Origin of the sequence: Bifidobacterium parmae (genome assembly GCF_002860365.1) — a bacterium.
GTDB classification, from domain to species: Bacteria; Actinomycetota; Actinomycetes; order Actinomycetales; family Bifidobacteriaceae; genus Bifidobacterium; species Bifidobacterium parmae.
The window spans coordinates 24,056-44,966 of record NZ_NMWT01000006.1 but is presented as its reverse complement, the minus strand read 5'-3'; the positions used below and the strand labels follow the sequence as shown (position 1 = coordinate 44,966).

Annotated in this window: 16 protein-coding genes and 2 rRNA genes; 11 read left to right on the top strand and 7 right to left on the bottom strand. The window is 63.9% G+C overall.

Going from position 1 to position 20,911, the window contains the following annotated elements; all coding sequences use genetic code 11:
• Nucleotides 1-568, top strand: a 23S ribosomal RNA gene (locus Uis4E_RS03140); the annotation flags it as partial.
• 175 nt (nucleotides 569-743) lie between these two features.
• A 5S ribosomal RNA gene (rrf, locus tag Uis4E_RS03135) occupies nucleotides 744-860 on the top strand.
• Nucleotides 861-1,306: 446 nt separating this feature from the next.
• On the opposite strand, the gene Uis4E_RS12300 is transcribed toward rrf, so the two are convergent.
• Entirely contained in the window at nucleotides 1,307-1,435 is a 129-nt protein-coding gene (locus Uis4E_RS12300; RefSeq protein WP_279324950.1) for a hypothetical protein, read from the bottom strand.
• A 309-nt stretch (nucleotides 1,436-1,744) separates the two neighbouring features.
• On the opposite strand from Uis4E_RS12300, the gene Uis4E_RS03130 reads away from it, so the two are divergent.
• The 4 genes from Uis4E_RS03130 (at nucleotide 1,745) to Uis4E_RS03115 (ending at nucleotide 8,123) form a co-directional block, all read left to right on the top strand.
• Nucleotides 1,745-3,055, top strand: coding sequence for an MFS transporter (locus Uis4E_RS03130; protein ID WP_101621810.1), 1,311 nt, complete (start codon nucleotides 1,745-1,747; stop codon nucleotides 3,053-3,055).
• A 64-nt stretch (nucleotides 3,056-3,119) separates the two neighbouring features.
• Nucleotides 3,120-4,160, top strand: coding sequence for an NAD(P)-dependent alcohol dehydrogenase (locus Uis4E_RS03125; protein WP_034529630.1), 1,041 nt, complete (start codon nucleotides 3,120-3,122; stop codon nucleotides 4,158-4,160).
• A gap of 259 nt (nucleotides 4,161-4,419) precedes the next feature.
• Nucleotides 4,420-5,316 carry an AraC family transcriptional regulator gene (locus Uis4E_RS03120; RefSeq protein WP_101621809.1) on the top strand — a complete coding sequence of 299 codons (897 nt, stop codon included), beginning with the start codon at nucleotides 4,420-4,422 and terminating at the stop codon, nucleotides 5,314-5,316.
• A 299-nt stretch (nucleotides 5,317-5,615) separates the two neighbouring features.
• Nucleotides 5,616-8,123 (top strand): glycoside hydrolase family 31 protein, encoded by a 2,508-nt coding sequence (locus Uis4E_RS03115; RefSeq protein ID WP_243394298.1) that lies wholly within the window; start codon nucleotides 5,616-5,618, stop codon nucleotides 8,121-8,123.
• A gap of 120 nt (nucleotides 8,124-8,243) precedes the next feature.
• On the opposite strand, the gene Uis4E_RS03110 is transcribed toward Uis4E_RS03115, so the two are convergent.
• A complete protein-coding gene (locus Uis4E_RS03110) occupies nucleotides 8,244-9,374 on the bottom strand; it encodes an ROK family transcriptional regulator (protein WP_101621807.1) in 1,131 nt (376 codons plus the stop codon).
• A gap of 526 nt (nucleotides 9,375-9,900) precedes the next feature.
• Here Uis4E_RS03110 and adhE point away from each other — a divergent pair.
• The 3 genes from adhE (at nucleotide 9,901) to Uis4E_RS12145 (ending at nucleotide 14,213) form a co-directional block, all read left to right on the top strand.
• Nucleotides 9,901-12,630, top strand: coding sequence for a bifunctional acetaldehyde-CoA/alcohol dehydrogenase (adhE, locus tag Uis4E_RS03105; RefSeq protein ID WP_101621806.1), 2,730 nt, complete (start codon nucleotides 9,901-9,903; stop codon nucleotides 12,628-12,630).
• A 188-nt stretch (nucleotides 12,631-12,818) separates the two neighbouring features.
• Nucleotides 12,819-13,676 (top strand): DUF6591 domain-containing protein, encoded by an 858-nt coding sequence (locus tag Uis4E_RS03100; protein ID WP_101621805.1) that lies wholly within the window; start codon nucleotides 12,819-12,821, stop codon nucleotides 13,674-13,676.
• 120 nt (nucleotides 13,677-13,796) lie between these two features.
• Entirely contained in the window at nucleotides 13,797-14,213 is a 417-nt protein-coding gene (locus tag Uis4E_RS12145; RefSeq protein ID WP_243394297.1) for a hypothetical protein, read from the top strand.
• 14 nt (nucleotides 14,214-14,227) lie between these two features.
• On the opposite strand, the gene Uis4E_RS03090 is transcribed toward Uis4E_RS12145, so the two are convergent.
• Nucleotides 14,228-14,950: a LysE family translocator gene (locus Uis4E_RS03090; protein WP_101621804.1), complete on the bottom strand. Its 723-nt coding sequence runs from the start codon at nucleotides 14,948-14,950 to the stop codon at nucleotides 14,228-14,230.
• Nucleotides 14,951-15,087: 137 nt separating this feature from the next.
• Between Uis4E_RS03090 and Uis4E_RS03085 the strand changes: the two genes are divergently transcribed.
• Together Uis4E_RS03085 and Uis4E_RS03080 are read left to right on the top strand one after the other, a co-directional pair.
• Complete coding sequence (locus Uis4E_RS03085) at nucleotides 15,088-15,819, top strand: HAD-IA family hydrolase (protein ID WP_101621803.1); 732 nt, start codon at nucleotides 15,088-15,090, stop codon at nucleotides 15,817-15,819.
• 102 nt (nucleotides 15,820-15,921) lie between these two features.
• Complete coding sequence (locus Uis4E_RS03080) at nucleotides 15,922-16,470, top strand: GNAT family N-acetyltransferase (protein ID WP_207764535.1); 549 nt, start codon at nucleotides 15,922-15,924, stop codon at nucleotides 16,468-16,470.
• A gap of 42 nt (nucleotides 16,471-16,512) precedes the next feature.
• On the opposite strand, the gene Uis4E_RS03075 is transcribed toward Uis4E_RS03080, so the two are convergent.
• From Uis4E_RS03075 to Uis4E_RS03060, 4 genes are all read right to left on the bottom strand, one after another.
• Nucleotides 16,513-16,878 carry a VOC family protein gene (locus Uis4E_RS03075; protein WP_101621802.1) on the bottom strand — a complete coding sequence of 122 codons (366 nt, stop codon included), beginning with the start codon at nucleotides 16,876-16,878 and terminating at the stop codon, nucleotides 16,513-16,515.
• A gap of 875 nt (nucleotides 16,879-17,753) precedes the next feature.
• Nucleotides 17,754-18,770 (bottom strand): helix-turn-helix transcriptional regulator, encoded by a 1,017-nt coding sequence (locus Uis4E_RS03070; RefSeq protein WP_101621816.1) that lies wholly within the window; start codon nucleotides 18,768-18,770, stop codon nucleotides 17,754-17,756.
• 210 nt (nucleotides 18,771-18,980) lie between these two features.
• The gene (locus Uis4E_RS03065) at nucleotides 18,981-19,559 is read right to left on the bottom strand and encodes a hypothetical protein (protein ID WP_101621801.1); all 579 of its coding nucleotides are present in this window, start codon (nucleotides 19,557-19,559) and stop codon (nucleotides 18,981-18,983) included.
• A gap of 36 nt (nucleotides 19,560-19,595) precedes the next feature.
• Entirely contained in the window at nucleotides 19,596-20,870 is a 1,275-nt protein-coding gene (locus tag Uis4E_RS03060; protein WP_101621800.1) for an MFS transporter, read from the bottom strand.
• Nucleotides 20,871-20,911: the final 41 nt, after the last annotated feature.

Below are 20,911 nucleotides of genomic sequence, written 5' to 3'. Positions count from 1 at the left end.
GGGGCTTGACTGCGAGACCGACGGGTCGAGCAGGGACGAAAGTCGGAACTAGTGATCCGGTGCCGGTGTACGGACGCGGCATCGCTCAACGGATAAAAGGTACCCCGGGGATAACAGGCTGATCATTCCCAAGAGTCCATATCGACGGGATGGTTTGGCACCTCGATGTCGGCTCGTCGCATCCTGGGGCTGGAGCAGGTCCCAAGGGTTCGGCTGTTCGCCGATCAAAGCGGCACGCGAGCTGGGTTCAGAACGTCGTGAGACAGTTTGGTCTCTATCCTCTGCGCTCGTCGGAATACTGAGGAGACCTGCCCATAGTACGAGAGGACCTGGGTGGACGAACCTCCGGTACGCCGGTTGTCACGCCAGTGGCACCGCCGGTTGGCTGCGTTCGGAAGGGATAACCGCTGAAAGCATCTAAGCGGGAAGCCCGCTCCAAGATAAGTATTCCCAAGGAGCCTGCGGGTTCCTGAGACCCCCCATGAAGAACACGTGGTCGATAGGCCGGACGTGGAAGCCCCGCAAGGGGTGGAGCCGACCGGTACTAACGGGGAAGCGCGACACACAACCCACACCCCCCAGGGGTGGGGAGAGCATCGGCGAAGACTGCGCGAAAACACGCGACACGGAACAACGGTCCGTGACCACAAAACAAACGACAGGCAAGCGTCCACCATCCGGTCCCCAAACCACCAGCCGGGGAACGACCCCCCCAAGCGGGGCGGGTCCCACAATCGAAGATTTGCGGCGGTCATGGCCCAGGGGAGACGCCCGGACCCATTCCGAACCCGGAAGCTAAGACCTGGCACGGCGATGGTACTGCACCCGACAGGGTGTGGGAGAGTAGCACGCCGCCGCACCACAACGAGAACAGGACCCCGGTCGAGCACACGCTCCCGGGGTCCACCCATACACGGACACCGGACAAGCCACACGGGGAGAACCACACCGGGAACCAGTCCCACGACACCCACAAGCCGTCCGGAGACCACCCCCGCGACCACCCACCGACGCTCACGCGCCACCACCCGCCAACGGGAGGAAAACGAGACACTATCGGACGGGGCGGGCGATGCGGCCCAGGGCGATCGCGGTGGTCAGCACGTAGGCCTCACGGGGATTTGGGGGAAACAGAGAGAGGGGACGCCGTTGTCCGATCCTGTTGGAGCATCTGATTGATCGACATGACCGTTGGGCGATCATGTTCGGCATCGAAGGCGATGCATCCTATCGATGCGCGACGTGCGGCAGGAAGACGGCTCATGCCATCCATGCCGCTGCTGTATCGTTCTTAGGCTGTTGCGGTTCAGCGGTTTTCGATGGCTTCGAATGCCTTGGTGGTGGCCTCGCTGTAGCCGGCTTGGGCGAGGGCGTTCATGCCGCTGGCCTCGAAACCACGCATAACCGCTGCCATGAACTTCTTCTTGCTCATCATGATGATGTCCTTTCGTTGGTGCGCCTGCGGCGCATGTGGGCGGTATCTCCGTCCATCGCCGCCTAGCATAACCCCATGCGCCGACTTTTGTAAAGTCACTTTGTAAAATGCGTGTTTCGTGGTTCTCCGCTCGACGTCCTGTGAGGTGGGGTATCCGCTCAAGGAATTGCTGAGCGTTCATAAGGTATGCAAAAAAGTATCAATTCTTGCCATCTAATGCGAGGAAACACCGGTGTTTCTCACGGGAGAATTGTATTAACGCTTCAACGAGGAGCGATAAAGACAACGAAGTTCAGGTAAGGAGACAACGTGGCTCGGGGATTGATGAGAACACTGCTGCCGGGGTTCCTGGCCATCGCGGTGTTCATGACGGGAGACGGCTTCGAGCTGACGTTCCTGTCGAAGTATGTCGTGGATCAGGGATTCAGCTCGTCGCAGGCATCGATGCTGTTCACCATGTATGGTCTGGTCGCGGCGTTGGCCGGATGGTCGTCCGGAGTGCTTGCGGAGATGTTCGGCGCCAAGCGCATCATGCTGGTCGGCGCGGTCTCGTGGATCGCTCTGCACCTGGTGTTCATCGGTGTGGCGTTGCCGAGCCACATCTATCCGCTGATGCTGGTGTCGTACATGCTGCGCGGCATGGGCTACCCGCTGTTCATCTACAGCTACGTGGTACTGCTCGCACAGACCGTGGACCCGAGCAAACTGGCCTCGGCCATGGGATGGTTCTGGACCTCGTACTCCTTCGGCATCGGCGTGTTCGGTGCTTACCTGCCCGCGTTCATCACGCCGGTGATCGGCGAATACTACTCGCTGTGGGTGTCGCTGCCGTTCTCGATTGCCGGTCTGCTCATTTGCCTGTGGTTCGTGCCGAAGACACGCAATGCCGATCTCGACGCGATGAGCACCGCCGACAAGCTGCGTGAACTCTCCCGCGGCGTCACCATCCTCAAGGAGAACCGCCAGATCGCCTTCGCCGCCGTGCTGCGCGTGATCTGCAACCTCACCCTCTACGGATTCCCGGTCATCATGCCGCTGTACCTCGCCACGCATACCAACGGCGGCGGCGCATGGTTCAAGGTCACCGAATGGTCCACCATCTGGGGGCTGCTCTTCGTCGTCACCGTGTTCGGCAACGTGTTCTGGGGTCGTATGGGCGACCGGTTCGGCTGGATGCGCCAGATGCGTTGGTGGGGATGCTGGCTCTCCGCCCTCGGCACGCTCGCCATGTACTACGTGCCCCAGTTCTTTGGCCGCAACCTGCCGCTCATGTACCTGTGCGCGGTGGTGCTCGGCATGGGCATCTCCGCCTTCGTGCCGATGGGTGCGGTGTTCCCCGCGCTGGAGCCCGAGCACAAGGGGGCCGCGGTCTCCGCGCACAACCTCGCCTCCGGTCTGACGACCTTCTGCGGTCCGTTCATCGCCACCGTGCTGCTGGAGACGGTCGGGTTCGCCGGCGTGTGCTGGGCGTACGCGATCTGCTACATCGGCGGATCGGTCGTCTCCCTGTGGATTCGACCGAAGCAACCCGGTTTCGATGAGAAAGGTCGTCGCATCGATCGGAGCGTGTCCACGGAGACGATGCCGGCGATGGCCTCGCAGTCCTCGGCCGTGGTCTGATCCGTCTTTCCCATCCATATCAACCAACAACCATCAACAACCATCCAATCAAAGGAGCATCATCATGAAGGCAGTCGTTCTCGAGAAGCAGGGCGTCATCAACGTGCGCGAGGTCCCGGACGTCCAGGCGCCCGGTCCCGGCGAACTGCGCATCGCGCCGCATACCGTGGGCGTGTGCGGCTCCGACCTGCACTACTACACGCACGGACGCGTCGGCAAGTACGTCGTCGAACAGCCGATGATTCTCGGTCATGAGGCCGCGGGCACCGTGCTCGAAGTCGGCCCCGGCGTCACCGATTTCAAGCCCGGCGACCGCGTCGCCCTCGAACCCGGCATCCCCGACATGACTTCGCGCGCCAGCCGACTGGGCATGTACAACGTCGACCCGGCCGTGCGCTTCTTCGCCACCCCGCCGATCGACGGTTGCCTGTGCGAAGAGGTCATCCACCCGGCCGCGTTCACCTACCACCTGCCCGACAACATGAGCTTCGGCGAGGGCGCGCTGCTCGAGCCTACCGCCGTGGGCATGTGGGCCGCCACCAAGGCGCGTATCAAGCCCGGCGACGTGTGCGTCGTGACCGGATCGGGCACGGTGGGCATGCTCACCGCTTCCGCCGCGCTCGCCGGCGGCGCCTCCAAGGTGCTCGTCTCCGACGTCTCCGCCGTCAAGCTTGGCATCATCGGCCAGATTCCGGGCGTCATCCCGGTCGATCTGACGAAGGAGGATCTCGTCGAGCGGGTCCGCGAGGAGACCGGCGGCTGGGGTGCCGACGTGGCGTTCGAATGCTCCGGCGCACCGAAGGCCTACGAGACGTTCTGGAAGCTCATCGCCCCCGGCGGCTGCGCGGTGCTCGTCGGCATCCCGGTCGATCCGGTGTCGATTGACATCACCGAGCTGCAGGCCACCGAAGTGCGTATCGAGAACGTCTTCCGCTACGCCAACGTGTACCAGAAGGCCATCGATTTGGTCGCCAGCGGCAGGCTCAACCTCAAGCCCTTCATCACCGACACCTTCGCGATGAAGGACGCCAAGGCAGCCTTCGACCGTATGGACGAGGGTCGTCCGGGTGACATCAAGCTGCAGATCACCGTCGACCGCGACTGATCGCGCGGTTGACAGGTGACCGTCCGACGGCGGCGTGACGGCCGTCCGAGGGGCGCCATGAATAATCGATGACGGGCCGGCGGGATTCCCTTTTTCCGCCGCCGGCGCGCATCGGCATTTCCGGTGTTCCTCGGACGGTCGTCACGTCGTTTTCCGATGCCCGGTGGTATCCGTCGACGGGAGCCGGTGAACGATCGGAGGCCGGACATCGGGCGGCGGACGGTGCGGTATCGTGGAGGAATCGACGAGGAGGTTGGCGATGGATGCGCGTGACGCCGGCATGATCCCATACTCGGATGCTGGATCGCTGGAGGTGATCGTCCCCGATGGGGACGCCGCCATACGCTGGTCGAGCCACGGGTATCCGAGCGCGTTGGCCCGATGGCACTACCATCCGCAGATCGAAATCCACCTGATCCGTGAGGGAAGCGGACAGCTCATGGCCGGGGACGGACTCATGCCGTTCGAGGCGGGGCATGTGGCGATGATCGGCTCGAACCTGCCTCATAACTGGCTGTCGGACATCATCCCCGGCGAACGGCTCGCCCATCGTGACGTGCTGTGCCATGTCCGCCCGCAGACGCTGCGATTGCTGGCGTCGGCGTTCCCCGAGACCGCCGGGTTCGAGCAGGTGGTGCGTCGCGCGTCGCATGCACTCGTCCTGTCGGGAGACTCCGCGCACGAGGCGGGAGGCCTGCTGGAGACGATGGGGGAGCATGACGCGGCGCGGCGCGTGGCCGACCTCATCGCCATCCTCACGGTGTTCCAACAGGCGCCGGCGGATGAGGTTCGCACCGTGGTGACCCCGGGATACAATCCGCAGGTCGCCTTCGGTGCCGAGGACGACGTCAACATCGCCATCGCCTATATTTCGTCGCATCTCGATACGGTCACGCTGTCGGATGCCGCCGAAGCGGCCTCGATGAGCGTATCGACCTTTTCCCGCTTCTTCAAACGGGTGGCCGGCATCGGTTTCGCCGATTTCGTCCGTCGCCTGCGCGTGGGGCGCGCCTGCCGCCTGCTGACCTGCACCGATCTGCCGATCGCACGTATCCAACGGATGAGCGGTTATGACAACGCCTCCAACTTCAATCGCAGATTCCGTGACGAGACCGGCATGACACCGTCGCAGTACCGTCACGCGCATGCATCCTGATGTGCGTCGCTCACGTCATCTCAGCAACGGGATCGTGCGCGTGGGTGAGCTGTTGAGGGGAAGTGTAATGCATGCACGCCGTTGTGTATGCAAGCGCTATGATAATCCAATCACGGCGGAAGCATATTGATATTCCGCAGAATGATATCGCAGTTTTCTTGAGCGTGGCTCATATTGTGCAAGCGCTATTATCGTAGATGTCAACCAATCGGACATCACGATACGCAGCACACGACAAAGGAGTTCACGTGGTAGACCGCAATCTCTTCTCGCTCGGTACGCTTGGCGCGCATCCGGCGATGGACCCGGACCGCATCATCCAGGGCGACCGGTGGCGCATCGGCGTCATCACCGAGTCGCTCATCCGCTTCGAATGGTCCGATTCCGGCCGGTTCGTCGACGACGCCACGCAGTCCGTGCTCAACCGCGACTTCGGCCCGGACGCCGCACCGGAGTTCACCGTCGTCGAACGCGACGGATGGCTGGAGATCGAAACCCCATCGCTTCACATCTCCTACAACCAGGCCCCGTTCAGCAAGGAGGGCCTGTATGCCACCATCAAGAACGTCAAGGCCATCGACAACACGTGGCATTACGGCGACGATCAGATGCGCAACCTCGGCGGCACGGCGCGCACCCTCGACTTCGCCAACGGCCGCATCCCCGTCGGTCCCGGCGTCAACGGCACCGACGGCTGGGCCGTCATCGACGATTCGGAGTCGAACATCATCCGCGAGACGCCGGAAGTCAACGGCAAGGCGAACCCGTTCGGCACGTGGGTGACGCCGAAGCCGGAGCCCACCACCGACTTCTACCTGTTCGCCTACGGGCACCGCTACCGCGAGGCCGTGCACGACCTCTACCGCCTGACCGGACCGACCCCGCTGCTGCCGCGTTTCACGCTCGGCAACTGGTGGAGCCGCTACCACCGCTACACCGAGGCCGAGTACATGACGCTCGTCGAACGGTTCGAGAAGGAGGGCATCCCGTTCACCACCGCCGTGGTCGACATGGACTGGCATCTCGTCGACGACGTCGACCCGAAGTACGGTTCCGGCTGGACCGGCTACACGTGGAACAAGGACTTCTTCCCCGATCCGAAGCGCTTCATGGCGTGGCTGCACGAGCAGGGCATGAAGATCACGCTCAACGTGCACCCGAAGGACGGCGTGCGCGCGTTCGAGGAACGTTACCCGGAACTCGCCGAGGCGATGGGCATCGACCCGAAGACCGAGGAGGCCGTGCAGTTCGACCTCACCGATCCGAAGTTCATGGAGGCCTACTTCGACAAGCTCCACCATCCGATGGAGGACGAGGGCGTCGACTTCTGGTGGCTCGACTGGCAGCAGGGCGGCACCACCCGCCAGCCCGGCCTCGACCCGCTGTGGGGCCTCAACCACCTGCACTACCTCGACTCGGCGCGCGCCGACGGCAGCGACTACGCCGCGCGCAACCCGCGCCCGCTCACCTTCTCCCGTTACGCCGGCCCCGGCTCGCACCGCTATCCGATCGGCTTCTCCGGCGATACGGTCGTCAACTGGGAGTCCCTGAAGTTCCAGCCCGAATTCACCGCCACCGCCTCCAACATCGGCTACGGCTGGTGGAGCCACGACATCGGCGGCCACATGTTCGGCTACCGTGACGAGGAGCTGGAGGCGCGCTGGTACCAGCTCGGCGCGTTCAGCCCGATCAACCGCCTGCACTCCACCGACTCGCCGTTCAACGGCAAGGAGCCGTGGAACTTCCACGGCGACGTGGCGCGCGCGATGACCGCCGCGCTGCGCCTGCGCCATGCGATGATCCCGTACCTGTACACGATGAACCGTAGTGCCGCCTACGAGGGTGAGCCGCTCGTCCAGCCGCTCTACTGGGACTGGCCGGAGATCCGCGACGCGTACAAGCTCGTCGACGAGTTCCTCTTCGGCACCGAACTGCTCGTTGCGCCGATCGTTGATCCGGCCGAGAAGAGCGTGCAGCGCGCGAAGGCCGACGTGTGGCTGCCGCAGGGCACGTGGTTCGACTTCTTCGACGGACGCCGCTACGAGTCGCGTCCGGCCGGTGGTCGCCGCATCGAGGCGTGGCGCGGCCTCGACCGCATCCCCGTGTTCGCGAAGGCCGGCGCCATCGTTCCGTTGCAGGAGGAGAGGGCCGGTGAACCGCTCAACTCGGTCGCGAACCCGCAGTCCCTGCGCGTGGTCGCCTTCCCGGGCGCGAGCGGGTCGTTCACGCTGTGGGAGGACGACGGTGCGCCCGAAACATCCGTGCGTTGGGCATCGACCGAACTGTCACTGCATCTGGGCGAGACGGACGGTGCCGCGACGGCAGCGACGTTCACCGTCGCGCCGGTCGCCGGCGCCGCCGACGTCGTGCCCGAGACGCGCGACTGGACGATCGTCCTTCGCGGCGTCGACGCGTCGGCGGTCGGTGACGGTGGCGCGAACGTGACCGTCACGTCCGACGGCCGCACGGTCGCCGCCGACGTCTCCTACGACGCGGCGACGCTGAGCGCGGTCGTGAAGGTCTCCGGCGTGGCTGCGACGGACGGTCTCACGGTGACGTTCGTCGCCGGTCTGCCGGTCGCCGGCGACACCGTGGTCGAGGACGCGTTCGCCGTACTCAAGGACGCGCAGATGCTCTACCTCACCAAGGAGACCGCCTACGCGATGGTCAAGGAGCTCGGGAAGGACGCGCTGCCGGCGTTGCACACCATCGAGGACCTGCACGGCGTGGACGAGAGCCGCGAGTTCGACTCGCACATGCCCCAGCCGGTGATCCAGGCGCTCGCCGAGGTCCTCACCCGGGCCTGACCGCCTATCGCATGAACAAGCCCCCGAACCGGACAAAACCGGCTCGGGGGCTTGTTCATCCGTTCGGGAAAGGCGTCGAGACCATTCGCCGGACGGTGGCCGTGCGGCCTCCAGCGGGATTCACTCGCCGCAGATCTCGGCCAGATAGGTCTCCACGTAGCGCAGGGCCGCGCCGATGATCGTCTGGTTCTCTGCCTGGTAGCTGCGGCGCAGTGTGAACCGTTCGGTGCCGAACGGGCTGCGTTCGATGACCCGGCGCTTCAGGTCCTCGATGTCGGAATCCTCCAGATACTGGGAGGCCTCGCCGCCGACGATCACGTCGCCGGCGATGACCGAACGTGCGTTGACGATCGCCTGCGCCACGTAGTCGAGCCACTCGTCCATGCGCTCGCGGTGGTGGCGCTCGCCCTGTTCGAGCACGCTGAAGAAGCCGGGGATGGACTCGTAGTCTTCGGGCAGCGATTCGGGCGAGCAATACGGGTCCATGCAGCCGCGGTTGCCGCAGTAGCATTCGCGGCCGTTCGGCACGAGCGTCATATGCTCGATGGCGCCGTTGCACATGTTCGGCCCTTGGTAGAGTTTGCCGTTCACGATCACGGCGCCGCCGGGGCGTCGTTCGAGATAGATGCACACGGCGTCGGTGAGCGAATGGTCGAACCAGAGTTCGGCCATCGCCGAGGCGTCGGAATCGTGGATCATCATGCACGGATGGTGCACGGATTGCGTGATTGTCTCGAGCGTGAGCCCCGTGTTGCGCATGACCTTGCCGAACGTGATCGTCCCGCCGTCGGGGGAGACGATGCCCTGGATGGAGAAGGAGACGCCGAGCACGGGCCCGTGCTTCTTGCCCACTTCTGCGGCGAAGTTGTCGATGATGGCGCCGATGCGCTGGTAGTAGACGTTGGCGTTGCGGTAGGGGAGCGTGCGTTCGAGGCGTTCGACGACGGCGCCGTTGAGGTCGACGGCGCACATGCGCACCTCGCTCGCGCGCATGGCCACGCCGATGGCGGTGCGGTGGTCCGGGTTGAACTCGTAGCCGCGCGCCTTGCGGCCGCCCGTGGACCGCTGGAGTTCGCCCTGGCGGATGATGTGGTCCTGTTCCAGCGCGCGCAGGTTCTGCGTGATGGTGGGCAGGCTCAGGCCGAGTTCCCGTTCGATCTCCTGCTTGGTGACGTGCTCGTGATGGTACAGGTACTGGGTCATGGCGATGCGGTTGTGCGCCTTCACCGCCGTCGATGGCATTGCCTTCATGCGAGACCTCCGTTGGGTGCAATACCGACAGGTGCGATACTATGCGATCGTGGATCGTGCGATCGCGCGATATCGACAGTGTACTTTTATAAAAGTGATTTCGCATATTGCCGGGCGTGCCGCGGCGGGAGCGGCGGAATGGCGCGGTTCGGGATGGGCGACTTTTGGCAATCATGTTTATATATGCGCATGTAGTGTGGCGGCTTTTAGAAAATAACTTTATGTAAGTCATAAGGTATGACTATTTGTTTGGGTGTGATATTCATCAGAAAATGAACAAAAAGTATCAAAATCCGTGGTTTTGAGTGGTTTTGTGTGGTAATTCTCACAGAATCGAACAAAAAAATTGCAGAAACGCTCGCGAAACGCCGTCGATTTTGTGCGCATGCAGGTTGTTTGCGGATTCGTTATATTGTGACCCAGGCCACAGGAAACAACGCAATGTTGAGTTGGCTGACCGATGTCCGCCCCAGCGGCGGGAGAACACAGAACACGAGTTTTGCTTAACGCACATCGAGGAGGATTCATGGCAGAAGCAAAGAAGACCGAGGCTCCCACCAAGCCGAGCCCGGAGGAGAAGCAGGCCGCCGCTCAGGCGGAGGTCGACGCGCTGGTCGCCAAGGGCCTCAAGGCCCTGAAGGAGTTCGAGAAGCTCGATCAGAAGCAGGTCGACCACATCGTGGCGAAGGCGTCCGTCGCCGCGCTGAACAAGCACCTCGTGCTGGCGAAGATGGCCGTGGACGAGACCGGCCGCGGTCTCGTGGAGGACAAGGCCACGAAGAACATCTTCGCGTGCGAGCACGTGACCAACTACCTGGCCGGCCAGAAGACCGTGGGGCTGATCCGCGAGGACGACGTGCTCGGCATCGACGAGGTCGCCGAGCCGGTCGGCGTGGTCGCCGGCGTCACCCCGGTCACCAACCCGACCTCCACCGCGATCTTCAAGTCCCTGATCGCCCTCAAGACCCGCTGCCCGATCATCTTCGGCTTCCACCCGGGCGCCCAGAAGTGCTCCATCGCCGCCGCGAAGATCGTGCGCGACGCCGCCATCGAGGCCGGCGCCCCCGCCGACTGCATCCAGTGGATCGAGCACCCGTCCATCGAGGCGACCGGCGCGCTGATGAAGCACGACGGCATCGCCACGATCCTCGCGACCGGCGGCCCGGGCATGGTCAAGGCCGCGTACTCCTCCGGCAAGCCGGCCCTCGGCGTCGGCGCCGGCAACGCCCCGGCCTACGTGGACGCGGACGTGGACATCGTGCGCGCCGCGAACGACCTGATCCTGTCCAAGCACTTCGACTACGGCATGATCTGCGCGACCGAGCAGGCCATCATCGCCCACAAGGACGTGTACGCGCCGCTCATCGCCGAGCTCAAGCGCCGCAAGGCCTACTTCGTGAACAAGGAGGAGAAGGCCAAGCTCGAGCAGTACATGTTCGGCTGCACCGCCGGCTCCGGCCAGACCCCGAAGCTCAACTCCGTGGTGCCGGGCAAGTCCCCGCAGTACATCGCCAAGGCCGCCGGCTTCGAGATCCCGGCCGACGCGACCATCCTCGCCGCCGAGTGCTCCGAGGTCTCCGACAACGAGCCGCTCACCCACGAGAAGCTCGCCCCGGTGCAGGCCGTCCTCAAGGCCGACACCAAGGAGCAGGCGTTCGAGATGTGCGAGGCGATGCTCAAGCTGGGCGCCGGCCACACCGCCGCCATCCACACCAACAACCAGGAGCTCGTGCGCGAGTACGGCCTGCGCATGCACGCCTGCCGCATCATCTGGAACCAGCCGAGCTCGCTGGGCGGCATCGGCGACATCTACAATGCGATCGCCCCGTCGCTGACCCTGGGCTGCGGCTCCTACGGCGGCAACTCGGTGTCCGGCAACGTGCAGGCCGTGAACCTGGTCAACATCAAGCGCATCGCTCGGAGGAACAACAACATGCAGTGGTTCAAGATCCCGGCCAAGACCTACTTCGAGCCGAACGCGATCAAGTACCTGCGCGACATGTACGGCATCGAGAAGGCCGTCATCGTGTGCGACAAGGTCATGGAGCAGCTCGGCATCGTCGACAAGATCATCGACCAGCTGCGCGCCCGTTCCAACCGCGTCACCTTCCGCATCATCGACTACGTCGAGCCGGAGCCCTCGGTCGAGACCGTCGAGAAGGGCGCCGAGATGATGCGCGAGGAGTTCGAGCCGGACACGATCATCGCGGTCGGCGGCGGCTCCCCGATGGACGCCTCCAAGATCATGTGGCTGCTCTACGAGCACCCGGAGATCAGCTTCTCCGACGTGCGCGAGAAGTTCTTCGACATCCGCAAGCGCGCGTTCAAGATCCCGCCGCTGGGCAAGAAGGCCAAGCTCGTGTGCATCCCGACCTCCTCCGGCACCGGCTCCGAGGTCACGCCGTTCGCGGTCATCACCGACCACAAGACCGGCTACAAGTACCCGATCACCGACTACGCGCTCACCCCGTCCGTCGCGATCGTGGACCCGGTCCTGGCCCGCACCCAGCCGCGCAAGCTCGCCTCCGACGCCGGCTTCGACGCCCTGACCCACAGCTTCGAGGCGTACGTGTCCGTGTATGCGAACGACTTCACCGACGGCATGGCCCTGCACGCCGCCAAGCTGATCTGGGACAACCTGGCCGAGTCGGTCAACGGCGAGCCGGGCCTGGAGAAGACCAACGCGCAGGAGAAGATGCACAACGCCGCCACGATGGCCGGCATGGCGTTCGGCTCCGCGTTCCTCGGCATGTGCCACGGCATGGCCCACACGATCGGCGCCCTGTGCCACATCGCGCACGGCCGCACCAACTCCATCCTGCTGCCGTACGTGATCCGCTACAACGGCCAGGTGCCGGAGGAGCCGACCTCGTGGCCGAAGTACAACAAGTACGTCGCCGACGAGCGCTACCGCGACATCGCCGTCAACCTCGGCATCGACCCGGGCAAGACCCCGGCCGAGGCCGTCGAGAACCTGGCGAAGGCCGTCGAGGACTACCGCGACAACAAGCTCGGCATGAACAAGAGCTTCCAGGAGTGCGGCGTGGACGAGGACTACTTCTGGAGCGTCCTCGACCAGATCGGCATGCGCGCCTACGAGGACCAGTGCACGCCGGCCAACCCGCGCATCCCGCTGATCAACGACATGAAGGACATCGCCGTGGCCGCCTACTACGGCGTCTCCCAGGCCGACGGCCACAAGATCCGCGTCGAGCGCGAAGGCGAAGCCGCCACCGAGGAAGCCTCCGAGCGCTGAACCCGCTAGGCTAGGCAACCTCCCGCAATGATGAAAGCCCCTTCCATTCTTGGAAGGGGCTTTCCTCATTGCCGTACATGCTGTTTCCGCCGATTCAGTCGCCAACTGATGCCGTCCCACGCGATCCTCCCGATAATGGCCCGTGAACAACGTGTCGAACGAGAGAACAAGGAGTACGAGACATGCGTATGGAACGGAAGATCGCGGGCGGCGTGGCCTGCGTGATGGCGGCGGCGATGATGCTGGCCGGTTGCGGCGGCCCGACGGGCACCGGGTCGAATGGCGCGTCCGGCGGCTCGACGTCGCCGGCGGCGAAGCCATTGGACCTCTCCAAGCTCGAGACGAGCGTCGCGTCGACGCCCGTCGACAACCAGCGGCAGGACATGATGTCGTTCACGAACGGCACGGACGTCACCATCGTCGCCGTCGAACTCGCCTACCGGCAGAAAAGCGACGTGACCGACGAGCAGCGGCAGGCGGCGTTCGCCGACCTGCGCCAGGCCGTGACGATGATCGAGGACTCCGACTATGAGGAGCTCAAGACCGAGCCGCTCAAATGCACGAGCAGCCTCGTCGTCAAGCCGGGCGCGACCAGCGAGAACGGGGAATGCACGATCGGCGGGTGGAAGGCCATCGGCGATTTCACATCGATCATGGAACCGGACACGATGTCCGTCGCCTACCTGAAGGGGACGGACAAGATCGGCAAGGCCACCTACGACTTCGTCAACAAGAAGACCACGCTCGACAAGGCCGAACGCAAGGCGAACCAGTGGGGCGACGACGAACTCACCAAGACCCTGCCCACGCCCGAATCGACGATCATCGGCGGCTCGGTGAGCGACACAAGCGTCGGATACAGCGTCTACGGCACCACGCACGACCAGTTCGCCGCCTATGTCGAACAGTGCAAGAAGAAGGGCTTCACCGCAGACGGCGAAGGCGACAACTACGCGTCGATGAAGGGCTCGGACGGTTCCGATCTGTCCGTACACTACTTCCCCAACGACGAGAAGATGACCATCAATCTCAGCACCGCAGACTGAGACGGGTCGTCCAATCGGCCTCCCGTCGTATGAGCAAGGTCACAGGCGATGGAAGTCGTCTGTGACCTATCGTCCTGTACAGTGGTCGGCAACGGACGATCATCGACGAAGGGGCGTGACATGGGACTGTTCGACGGCATCAGGAACATCGTGGGCGGCGTGCTGGGCGATACGGTCGGCGACGTCATCGGGAACGTGGCCGGCGATGCGGCGAACGGCGCCATCGGCAACATCGCCGAACAGTTCGCCGGCGGCGTCGACCTGAGTGCGATCGGCGACCTGCCGGCGGCGGTGACGGAACAGTTCGACGCCGGACAGCTCGGCGAGATCGCGCAGGTCGCAGGCGACCACCTCAACGCGGAACAGCTCGGCGACCTGACCGCACTGGCCGAGGAGCACATCTCCGCCGACCAGATCGGGAACGTGGCCGGCATGATCCAGGAGCAGGGCGCGAACCTCGACCTCGGTGCGATCGCCGAACAGGCCGGTCTGCCCGGCGACGTCATCGGCCAGATCTCCGGCCTGCTCGGCCGCTGAACCGCGGCGGACGCTCAGGCGGCGAGACGGCTGCGGATCGCCTCGGTGACGGTCACGCCGCCCAGCACGGCCATGATGCCCGCGGACACCAGACTCAGGATGCGGCGCGAACGGCCCGACTTGAGCCTGCCGGCGAAGAACGCGGCCATGCAGGCGAGCGTGACGAGCACCAGCATGCTCTCGACGAAATGGATGAGCCCCAGCGAGACGCCCATCCGCAGATGGTCGACGCCCGGCACGAGGAACTGCGGGATGACGGCGATGTAGAACACGCCGATCTTCGGGTTGAACAGATCGGTGAGGAACCCGCGCACGAACGAGGAGACGATGGGGGAGGCGAGCGGGCCGTGCCCGGTACCCACGGCCGAGACGGCCGCCGCCGGTGCCGCCGCGCCCGACTTCGCCGCCGGTTCGGCCGCGCTCTCCTCCGTTGCCTCGGTCCCGCCGTCCTTCGGCTTGCGGACGAGGCTGAACGCCAGATAGAACAGGTACAGGCCGCCGAGCAGCCTGATCGCGTCATAGGCGAGCGGGAACGCGTTGATGATCGCGGCGAGACCGACCGCCGCGGCCACCGCCCACGCGAGCACGCCGAACGAGATGCCGCACGCGGCGGCGATGCCGCGCCGACGCGTCGAATTGATGGTCTCGTTGACCACCATCATCATGTCCAATCCCGGCAGCAGGGCCATCGAACCGGCCACCAGCGCGAACCCCAGCAACGCCTGCACGTACGTCATGGCGCGTCTCCTCTCCCTGTCGGACATCCGCTTCCCGGACATCCCGCGAATCCGTCGGTTTCCGGACACTGTACCGCCCGTACGTTGCGGCGGACGTGTCGCGTCTCGCCGGACGGCGCGGGTGTACGGTGTCGCGTATGAGCGTTTCCCCCGTGAACCGTCCCGTGCGTCCCACGTATGACGACGTGATCTTCGATTTCTGCGACGTGCTGGTCGACTGGCGGCCGCGCGCCGCCGTCGACGGCGTCGTACCGGCCGACGTCGCCGACCGGCTGTTCGACCGCGACGATCCATACGGATTCTGGCATTACGACGAACTGTCCGACCTCGGATGGAGCGAGGAGCGCATCCTCGCCGACTACGCCGCGCATCACGCGGCGGAACGGCGAGGGATTACGCCGGACGCGGCTGATGCGGCTGATGCGGCCGACGCGGGCGAACCGGGCGAACCGGGCGAACCGGGCGAATCGTCGGAACTCGCGGCGTTCCGCACGTATTTCGCACGCCAGCGGCTCGCGCTCACCGGCATGCTGCCCGGCATGGCCGATCTGCTGTGTGACCTCGACGCGGCCGGCGTGCGCTGCTGGGGACTGACCAACTTCACCGTGACATACGTGGACGCCGCCTGCGAACTGTTCCCCGCGCTGGGACTGTTGCGCGACGTGGTCGTCTCCAGTGCCGAACGTATCCACAAGCCCGATGCGGCGATATACCGCCGCGCCGTCGCCCGGTTCGGCGTCGACCCGGCGCATGCGGCGTTCGTTGATGACAAACAGCGCAACGCCGACGCCGCGGCCGCCGCCGTCCCCGGCCTGACCGGCATCCGCTTCACCGACGCCGCCTCCCTGCGCGCGCGGTTGTTCGCGTAGCCTAGGCCGGAACATCGCAGCGGAACGATGCCATGGTGAGACGTTGCTCCGATAGGCGGGTTCAGGAAGATTGACGATGGGAGACAGGGAATGACACGGAAAATGGTGCTGGAGACACAACGGCTCGTCATGCGGCCGTTCACGCTTGATGATGAGGACATCATCTCCGAACTGTACGGTGATTCCGACATCATGATGTTCATGCCGTGCGGCCGGCTGACGGATGAGGAGATCAGGGCGCATACGAGGCAGGTGGTATCCGATTGGGACGCGCGCCCGCAAATGAATTATGAGATGGCGGTGATCGCCAAGGCCGATTCGAGGAAAATCGGACGGGCGAGAATCCACATGGATTATGGGAACGACACCGCGATGCTCGGATGGCTGCTCGTGCGATCCGAGTGGGGCAAGGGGTATGCTACGGAAATCACCAGATCTTTGCTCGGATACTGTTTTGACGTGATGCGGGTTCATCGCGTATGCGCGCTTTGTCATCCGGACAACATCGGCTCATGGAAGGTGATGGAGAAATGCGGTTTGCGTCGAGAGGCCCATTACGTCCGGAAAGTGAAATATCTGAGTGATGACGGAACGCATTGGGAGGATGAGTTGGAATACGCGATGCTGGACGAAGAGTTTCGACGGATGTGAGCCGACGGAACCCTTCGCCCAGTCCGGCACGCCGCTATGCCGCTACTGCAGACAGGCTTCGATGTTGTTGCCGTCCGGGTCGTGGATGAACGCGGCGTAGTAGGTCGGGCCGTAGTTCGGCCGCGGGCCGGGCTGGCCGTTGTCCGTGCCGCCGGCGGCGAGACCGGCCGCATGGAACGCCTTGACGGCGTCCTGATCGGCGGCGCGGAACGCCAGATGCGCCGGAACTATCGGGTTGCCGCCCTTCGGCGACTGAATCCACACGCTGTCGCCGTCCGCATCGTTCGCGAAGCACACGGCCCCCGGGAACTCGTGCTTCTTCGCATATCCCAGCGGCGCCAGCAGCTTCTCGTAGAATCCCGCGCGCTCGTTCGCGTCCTTGACGAACAATCCGACATGATCGATCATGACAGCCTCCTTATGACTACGACCGACGTTCGATGCGCGGAACCGCACAGGGTATCGTGCACAGGGTATCGTGCACAGGTTATCGTGCGCGTGCATCGCATCGACATATCCCACCCGGTTCCGTCCCCCCAGTGTAGTGCCGGAACGGCGAGGCGTCTCCTACGTATCGCGCATGGATATGAATCCTGGGAAAAGCTTGTGTTTCCAGCCGGTACGGAGAATGGTGACGATGCTTCTTGGGGCCAATGACAGGCCGGTGTCCGATAAGACACTGGCGGCGGTGGGGGAAGACGTAGGAATTCAGCGGGCGGGGAGAGCGTAAGGACAGCGGGCGAGGAGAGCGTAAGGATTCGAGACCATGTTGGTTACGCGATGGCGGGTGCCTGTGAAGAGTTGTGCCTTCGCACGGGGATGGGCGGCCGATATGCCTTCTATTGTTGACGGGAGCAAACCCGGCAGGCGGTGGAAACCAGCGATCATCAGGTGTTGCAACAATCACTAGAACCCGCCAACCCGCACCACCCAGACAACCCCCTCTCATATCCCGCATATGGAAGGCGCTGCAACAACCCCGAAGTCCGACTTTTCGCCGCACAGACTGGCGAAGACCCTTGTTCATCGATGCCATCGATGAACAAGGGCGCGATTGATGGCTGCTGAGTGGTCGTCGTCGCGTTTCAGGAGATGAACGGTGTTGTGTCTTATCGGACACTAGGTTGCCAGCGCTGTGACTTTGTTTTGTGACCTACCTACTAATCGCTATCCCTGTATCCGTATCCCGTATCGCAGGACACAGATCATTGGCATCAGACGGTATGAGCTGGAACACGACGACGTATGCAACGCGTAGTGTCCCGCCCGTGGCTTCCGTTCGTTCACTTTCCGACATGGTCCTTGAACAGGCCGACGATGATTCCGGTGATGGCGCACAGCAGGCCGCCGATCACCCACGACATCCAGAACAGCGACCCGGGGACGAGGAACAGCAACGTCAGACCGACGATCGTGGCGACGAGCATGATGATGCCACTCAATGCCCCGGACAGTTTCGCGGATCGCGGCACGTCACCGGAACGTTGACGCCGATTCCGCTCGATTTCCTTGTTGTAGCCGTCGATGTTCAACATGGCGCGCCGTATGCCGCAGTAGACGAATCCGAACACCGCGGCCGCGGACAGCAGCAGCATGACTGCGTTAGGCCATCCCGCGGTGACCTCCCGCACCTCGTCCATGTATACGACGACCGCGATGCCGATCAGAATCGCCGCCACGCCCACGACCACGCCACACGCCAGAAGACGTGATTCCCCGCGGCGGTCATCCTCGGTGTAGAAGTCCTTGACGTATGGGTGATTCCGCCTGAACTCGGCATGCATCATGGCACCCGGGACCAACAGAACCAGTCCAATGACCACGCCCACGCAGATGCAGACGAACATCAGGAAGTCATTGAGCGGATTGACGCCGATGATCGAATGTTCCGGGTCGAACAGGCTGGCGACGCCGACCGACGCGATGATCGCCGTCACACCGGATGCGATCAGCATCGAGAACCGGAGGCGGTGGGCATCGTATCCGGTGATATCCTTCGGCAGGGGCGCGGTCGGACCGCCTTCCCGTTGCTCGACCGCGTGAGGCTCGTCGGCGATGGTCGGGGCGGTCTCGGTCGTTCCCGTGGGGATTGTCGGTCGGTTCACGTCGCCAAGCACCAGATCGTCAAGCGTGCATCCGAACAGGTCGCAGATTGCCAGCAGCTTGTCCATTTCCGGATACGCCTTCTCGGATTCCCACTTCGAGATCGCCTGCCGGGAGACGCCGAGCAGCATGGCCAGCTGCTCCTGCGTCATGTTGCGCCTTGCACGCAGGGTCTGCAGATTGGTGCGGAAAGTCATCGTCATCATCCCCTTGGTCGGTGGTGTCGGCTCATCACGTCCGAACGATGATTCCACTGTGGCACGGTAGCGCCGCTTCCGCCACCATCTTGCGGTTGCCATGGCGAAACGCAACCGGACAATGCCTTGACCACGGCGCAACCGGTGGTTGCATGGGCGTTGTTCCGCCGTTTTCTCGCGAACCTCAAGTATGAGGAGAAGAACGGCGATTCACCGTTTGCCGCGCAGATTGTAGGGGTCGTAGGTGTCGTCCGTCTGTGCGCGGCGTTCCTCGCGAATCTCCTCGGCCGTCTCGCGGGTAATGCGCCTCAACTCTTCTCGTTGCCGGTCGATCGTCGTCTGGTCCTCGCTCCGCCATGGTCGCTCGAGACCGATGATCTCCGTCAGCCGCACCGCACCGGCAGCGATGCTCGTGGCCGAGACGATCGTCATGTCCGCGTGCCAGCGGGCGGCGATCCACGGCAGGGAGAACGGCAACACGATCCTGGCGGCGATCAGCGGCCATGGCATCGGCGAAATGATGCGGTTGGCGGCCCGGCGCAGTTCATAGTCGCAACGTGAATCAATCAGCGATATCCCGATCCATGTAATCGCCAGCATTGCGGCGAGCGTACCGCCATCGAACACGATGCGCGCGATGAAGCGCAGCCCCAGCCATGCAATGATCAGACTGATCGGGAACGATACGATGGCATCCAGCAACAGGTGGCCGACGAATGCGTGGGCGTATCGGGGCCTGTCTGAGCCGGTTGATCGGTTGTCGGTATCGTCGCCATTACGGCCGTCCATATCGAACCTTTCGCTATGGCGGATCGGAACGAAACGTCAGTTCCTGGTCGGGTCCTTCTGGAGGGTGAGGAAGACGAGGGCGACGGCGAGGAGGATCGCGATGGAGAGGACGCCGAGGCTCGCGTTGCCGGTGATCGACGTGGTCGTGGCGACGAGGAACGTGCCGATGATGCTCGCGGTCTTGCCGAAGATGTCGTACAGGCCGTAGTACTCGTTGGCGTGCTCCTTGGGGATGATCTTGCCGTAGTAGGAGCGCGACAGCGCCTGGATGCCGCCCTGGAACATGCCGACCAGGATCGCGAGGATCCAGAACTGCACGGCCGAGCGCAGGAAGAACGCGGCGAAGAACACGATGCACATGTACGCGATCACGGCCGCGACGATCATCGGCTTGCAGCCGAACCGGCCGGCCAGACGCCCGTAGAGGATCGCGCACGGGAACGCGACGAACTGGGTGACGAGCAGCGCCACCACCAGCTGCGTCGAATCGATGCCGAGCTCGGTGCCGTACGAGGTGCTCATCGAGATCACCGTGTTCACCGCGTCGATGTAGAAGAAGAACGCGACCATGAACATCCACAGCGGCTTGTTCCTCACGAGCTTGCGCAGCGTGCCGCCGAGTTCGGCGAACGTGCCGCGCACCGCCTCACGCGTATGGTCGCGGGTCGCGCGGTAGTGCACCTGCCGGTAGCTGGTCAGCAGCGGAATCGTGAACGCCACCCACCAGACGGCGGTGATGACGAACGTGGCGCGCGTGCATGCGGCCGTCGACCAGCCGAACAGCGCCGGACCGCCGAAGATCAGCGCGATGCACGCGATGAATGGCACGGTCGAACCCACGTAGCCCCAGCCGTAGCCGTGCGACGAGACCTTGTCCATGCGTTCGTTCGACGTGGTGTCGATGAGCATCGAATCATAGAAGGTGAGCGAACCGTTGAGGCCGATCGTCGCCAGCACGTACACGATGAGGAACGGCAGCCAAGTCAGCGGCAGCGCGAGCGCCGCGCACGTGACCACGCCGGTGCCGAAGAACCCGAGGAAGAACTTGATCTTCATGCCCTGCACGTCGGCGATCGAGCCGAGCAGCGGCATGAGCAGCGCGATCACCAGCGAGGCGATGGTCTGCGCGTAGCCCCACGCGGACACGATGTTGCCGTCCGCCGGCATCAGCGACTTCGCGTAGATCGGCACGACGGCGGTCGACAGCAGCACGAACGCGGAGTTGCCCACGTCGTAGACGATCCACTTCTTCTCGCGCGGCGTGAGCTTCGCCGTGGCGGACGGCGTCGCGTTCACTGATTGTTCGGACATGATGGGACTCTCCTCGACGATGGAAACTGCAATCCATCGTA

What these genes read in the sequence shown, in the direction of transcription:
- Uis4E_RS03070 (WP_101621816.1), bottom strand. Translation starts at nt 18,770, where the DNA reads ATGACTTTCCGCACCAATCTGCAGACCCTGCGTGCAAGGCGCAACATG.
- Uis4E_RS03115 (WP_243394298.1), top strand. Translation starts at nt 5,616, where the DNA reads ATGGACCCGGACCGCATCATCCAGGGCGACCGGTGGCGCATCGGCGTC.
- Uis4E_RS03075 (WP_101621802.1), bottom strand. Translation starts at nt 16,878, where the DNA reads ATGATCGATCATGTCGGATTGTTCGTCAAGGACGCGAACGAGCGCGCG.
- Uis4E_RS03085 (WP_101621803.1), top strand. Translation starts at nt 15,088, where the DNA reads ATGAGCGTTTCCCCCGTGAACCGTCCCGTGCGTCCCACGTATGACGAC.
- Uis4E_RS03060 (WP_101621800.1), bottom strand. Translation starts at nt 20,870, where the DNA reads ATGTCCGAACAATCAGTGAACGCGACGCCGTCCGCCACGGCGAAGCTC.
- Uis4E_RS03125 (WP_034529630.1), top strand. Translation starts at nt 3,120, where the DNA reads ATGAAGGCAGTCGTTCTCGAGAAGCAGGGCGTCATCAACGTGCGCGAG.
- Uis4E_RS03120 (WP_101621809.1), top strand. Translation starts at nt 4,420, where the DNA reads ATGGATGCGCGTGACGCCGGCATGATCCCATACTCGGATGCTGGATCG.
- adhE (WP_101621806.1), top strand. Translation starts at nt 9,901, where the DNA reads ATGGCAGAAGCAAAGAAGACCGAGGCTCCCACCAAGCCGAGCCCGGAG.
- Uis4E_RS03110 (WP_101621807.1), bottom strand. Translation starts at nt 9,374, where the DNA reads ATGAAGGCAATGCCATCGACGGCGGTGAAGGCGCACAACCGCATCGCC.
- Uis4E_RS03065 (WP_101621801.1), bottom strand. Translation starts at nt 19,559, where the DNA reads ATGGACGGCCGTAATGGCGACGATACCGACAACCGATCAACCGGCTCA.
- Uis4E_RS12145 (WP_243394297.1), top strand. Translation starts at nt 13,797, where the DNA reads ATGGGACTGTTCGACGGCATCAGGAACATCGTGGGCGGCGTGCTGGGC.
- Uis4E_RS03080 (WP_207764535.1), top strand. Translation starts at nt 15,922, where the DNA reads ATGGTGCTGGAGACACAACGGCTCGTCATGCGGCCGTTCACGCTTGAT.
- Uis4E_RS12300 (WP_279324950.1), bottom strand. Translation starts at nt 1,435, where the DNA reads ATGATGAGCAAGAAGAAGTTCATGGCAGCGGTTATGCGTGGTTTCGAG.
- Uis4E_RS03090 (WP_101621804.1), bottom strand. Translation starts at nt 14,950, where the DNA reads ATGACGTACGTGCAGGCGTTGCTGGGGTTCGCGCTGGTGGCCGGTTCG.
- Uis4E_RS03100 (WP_101621805.1), top strand. Translation starts at nt 12,819, where the DNA reads ATGGAACGGAAGATCGCGGGCGGCGTGGCCTGCGTGATGGCGGCGGCG.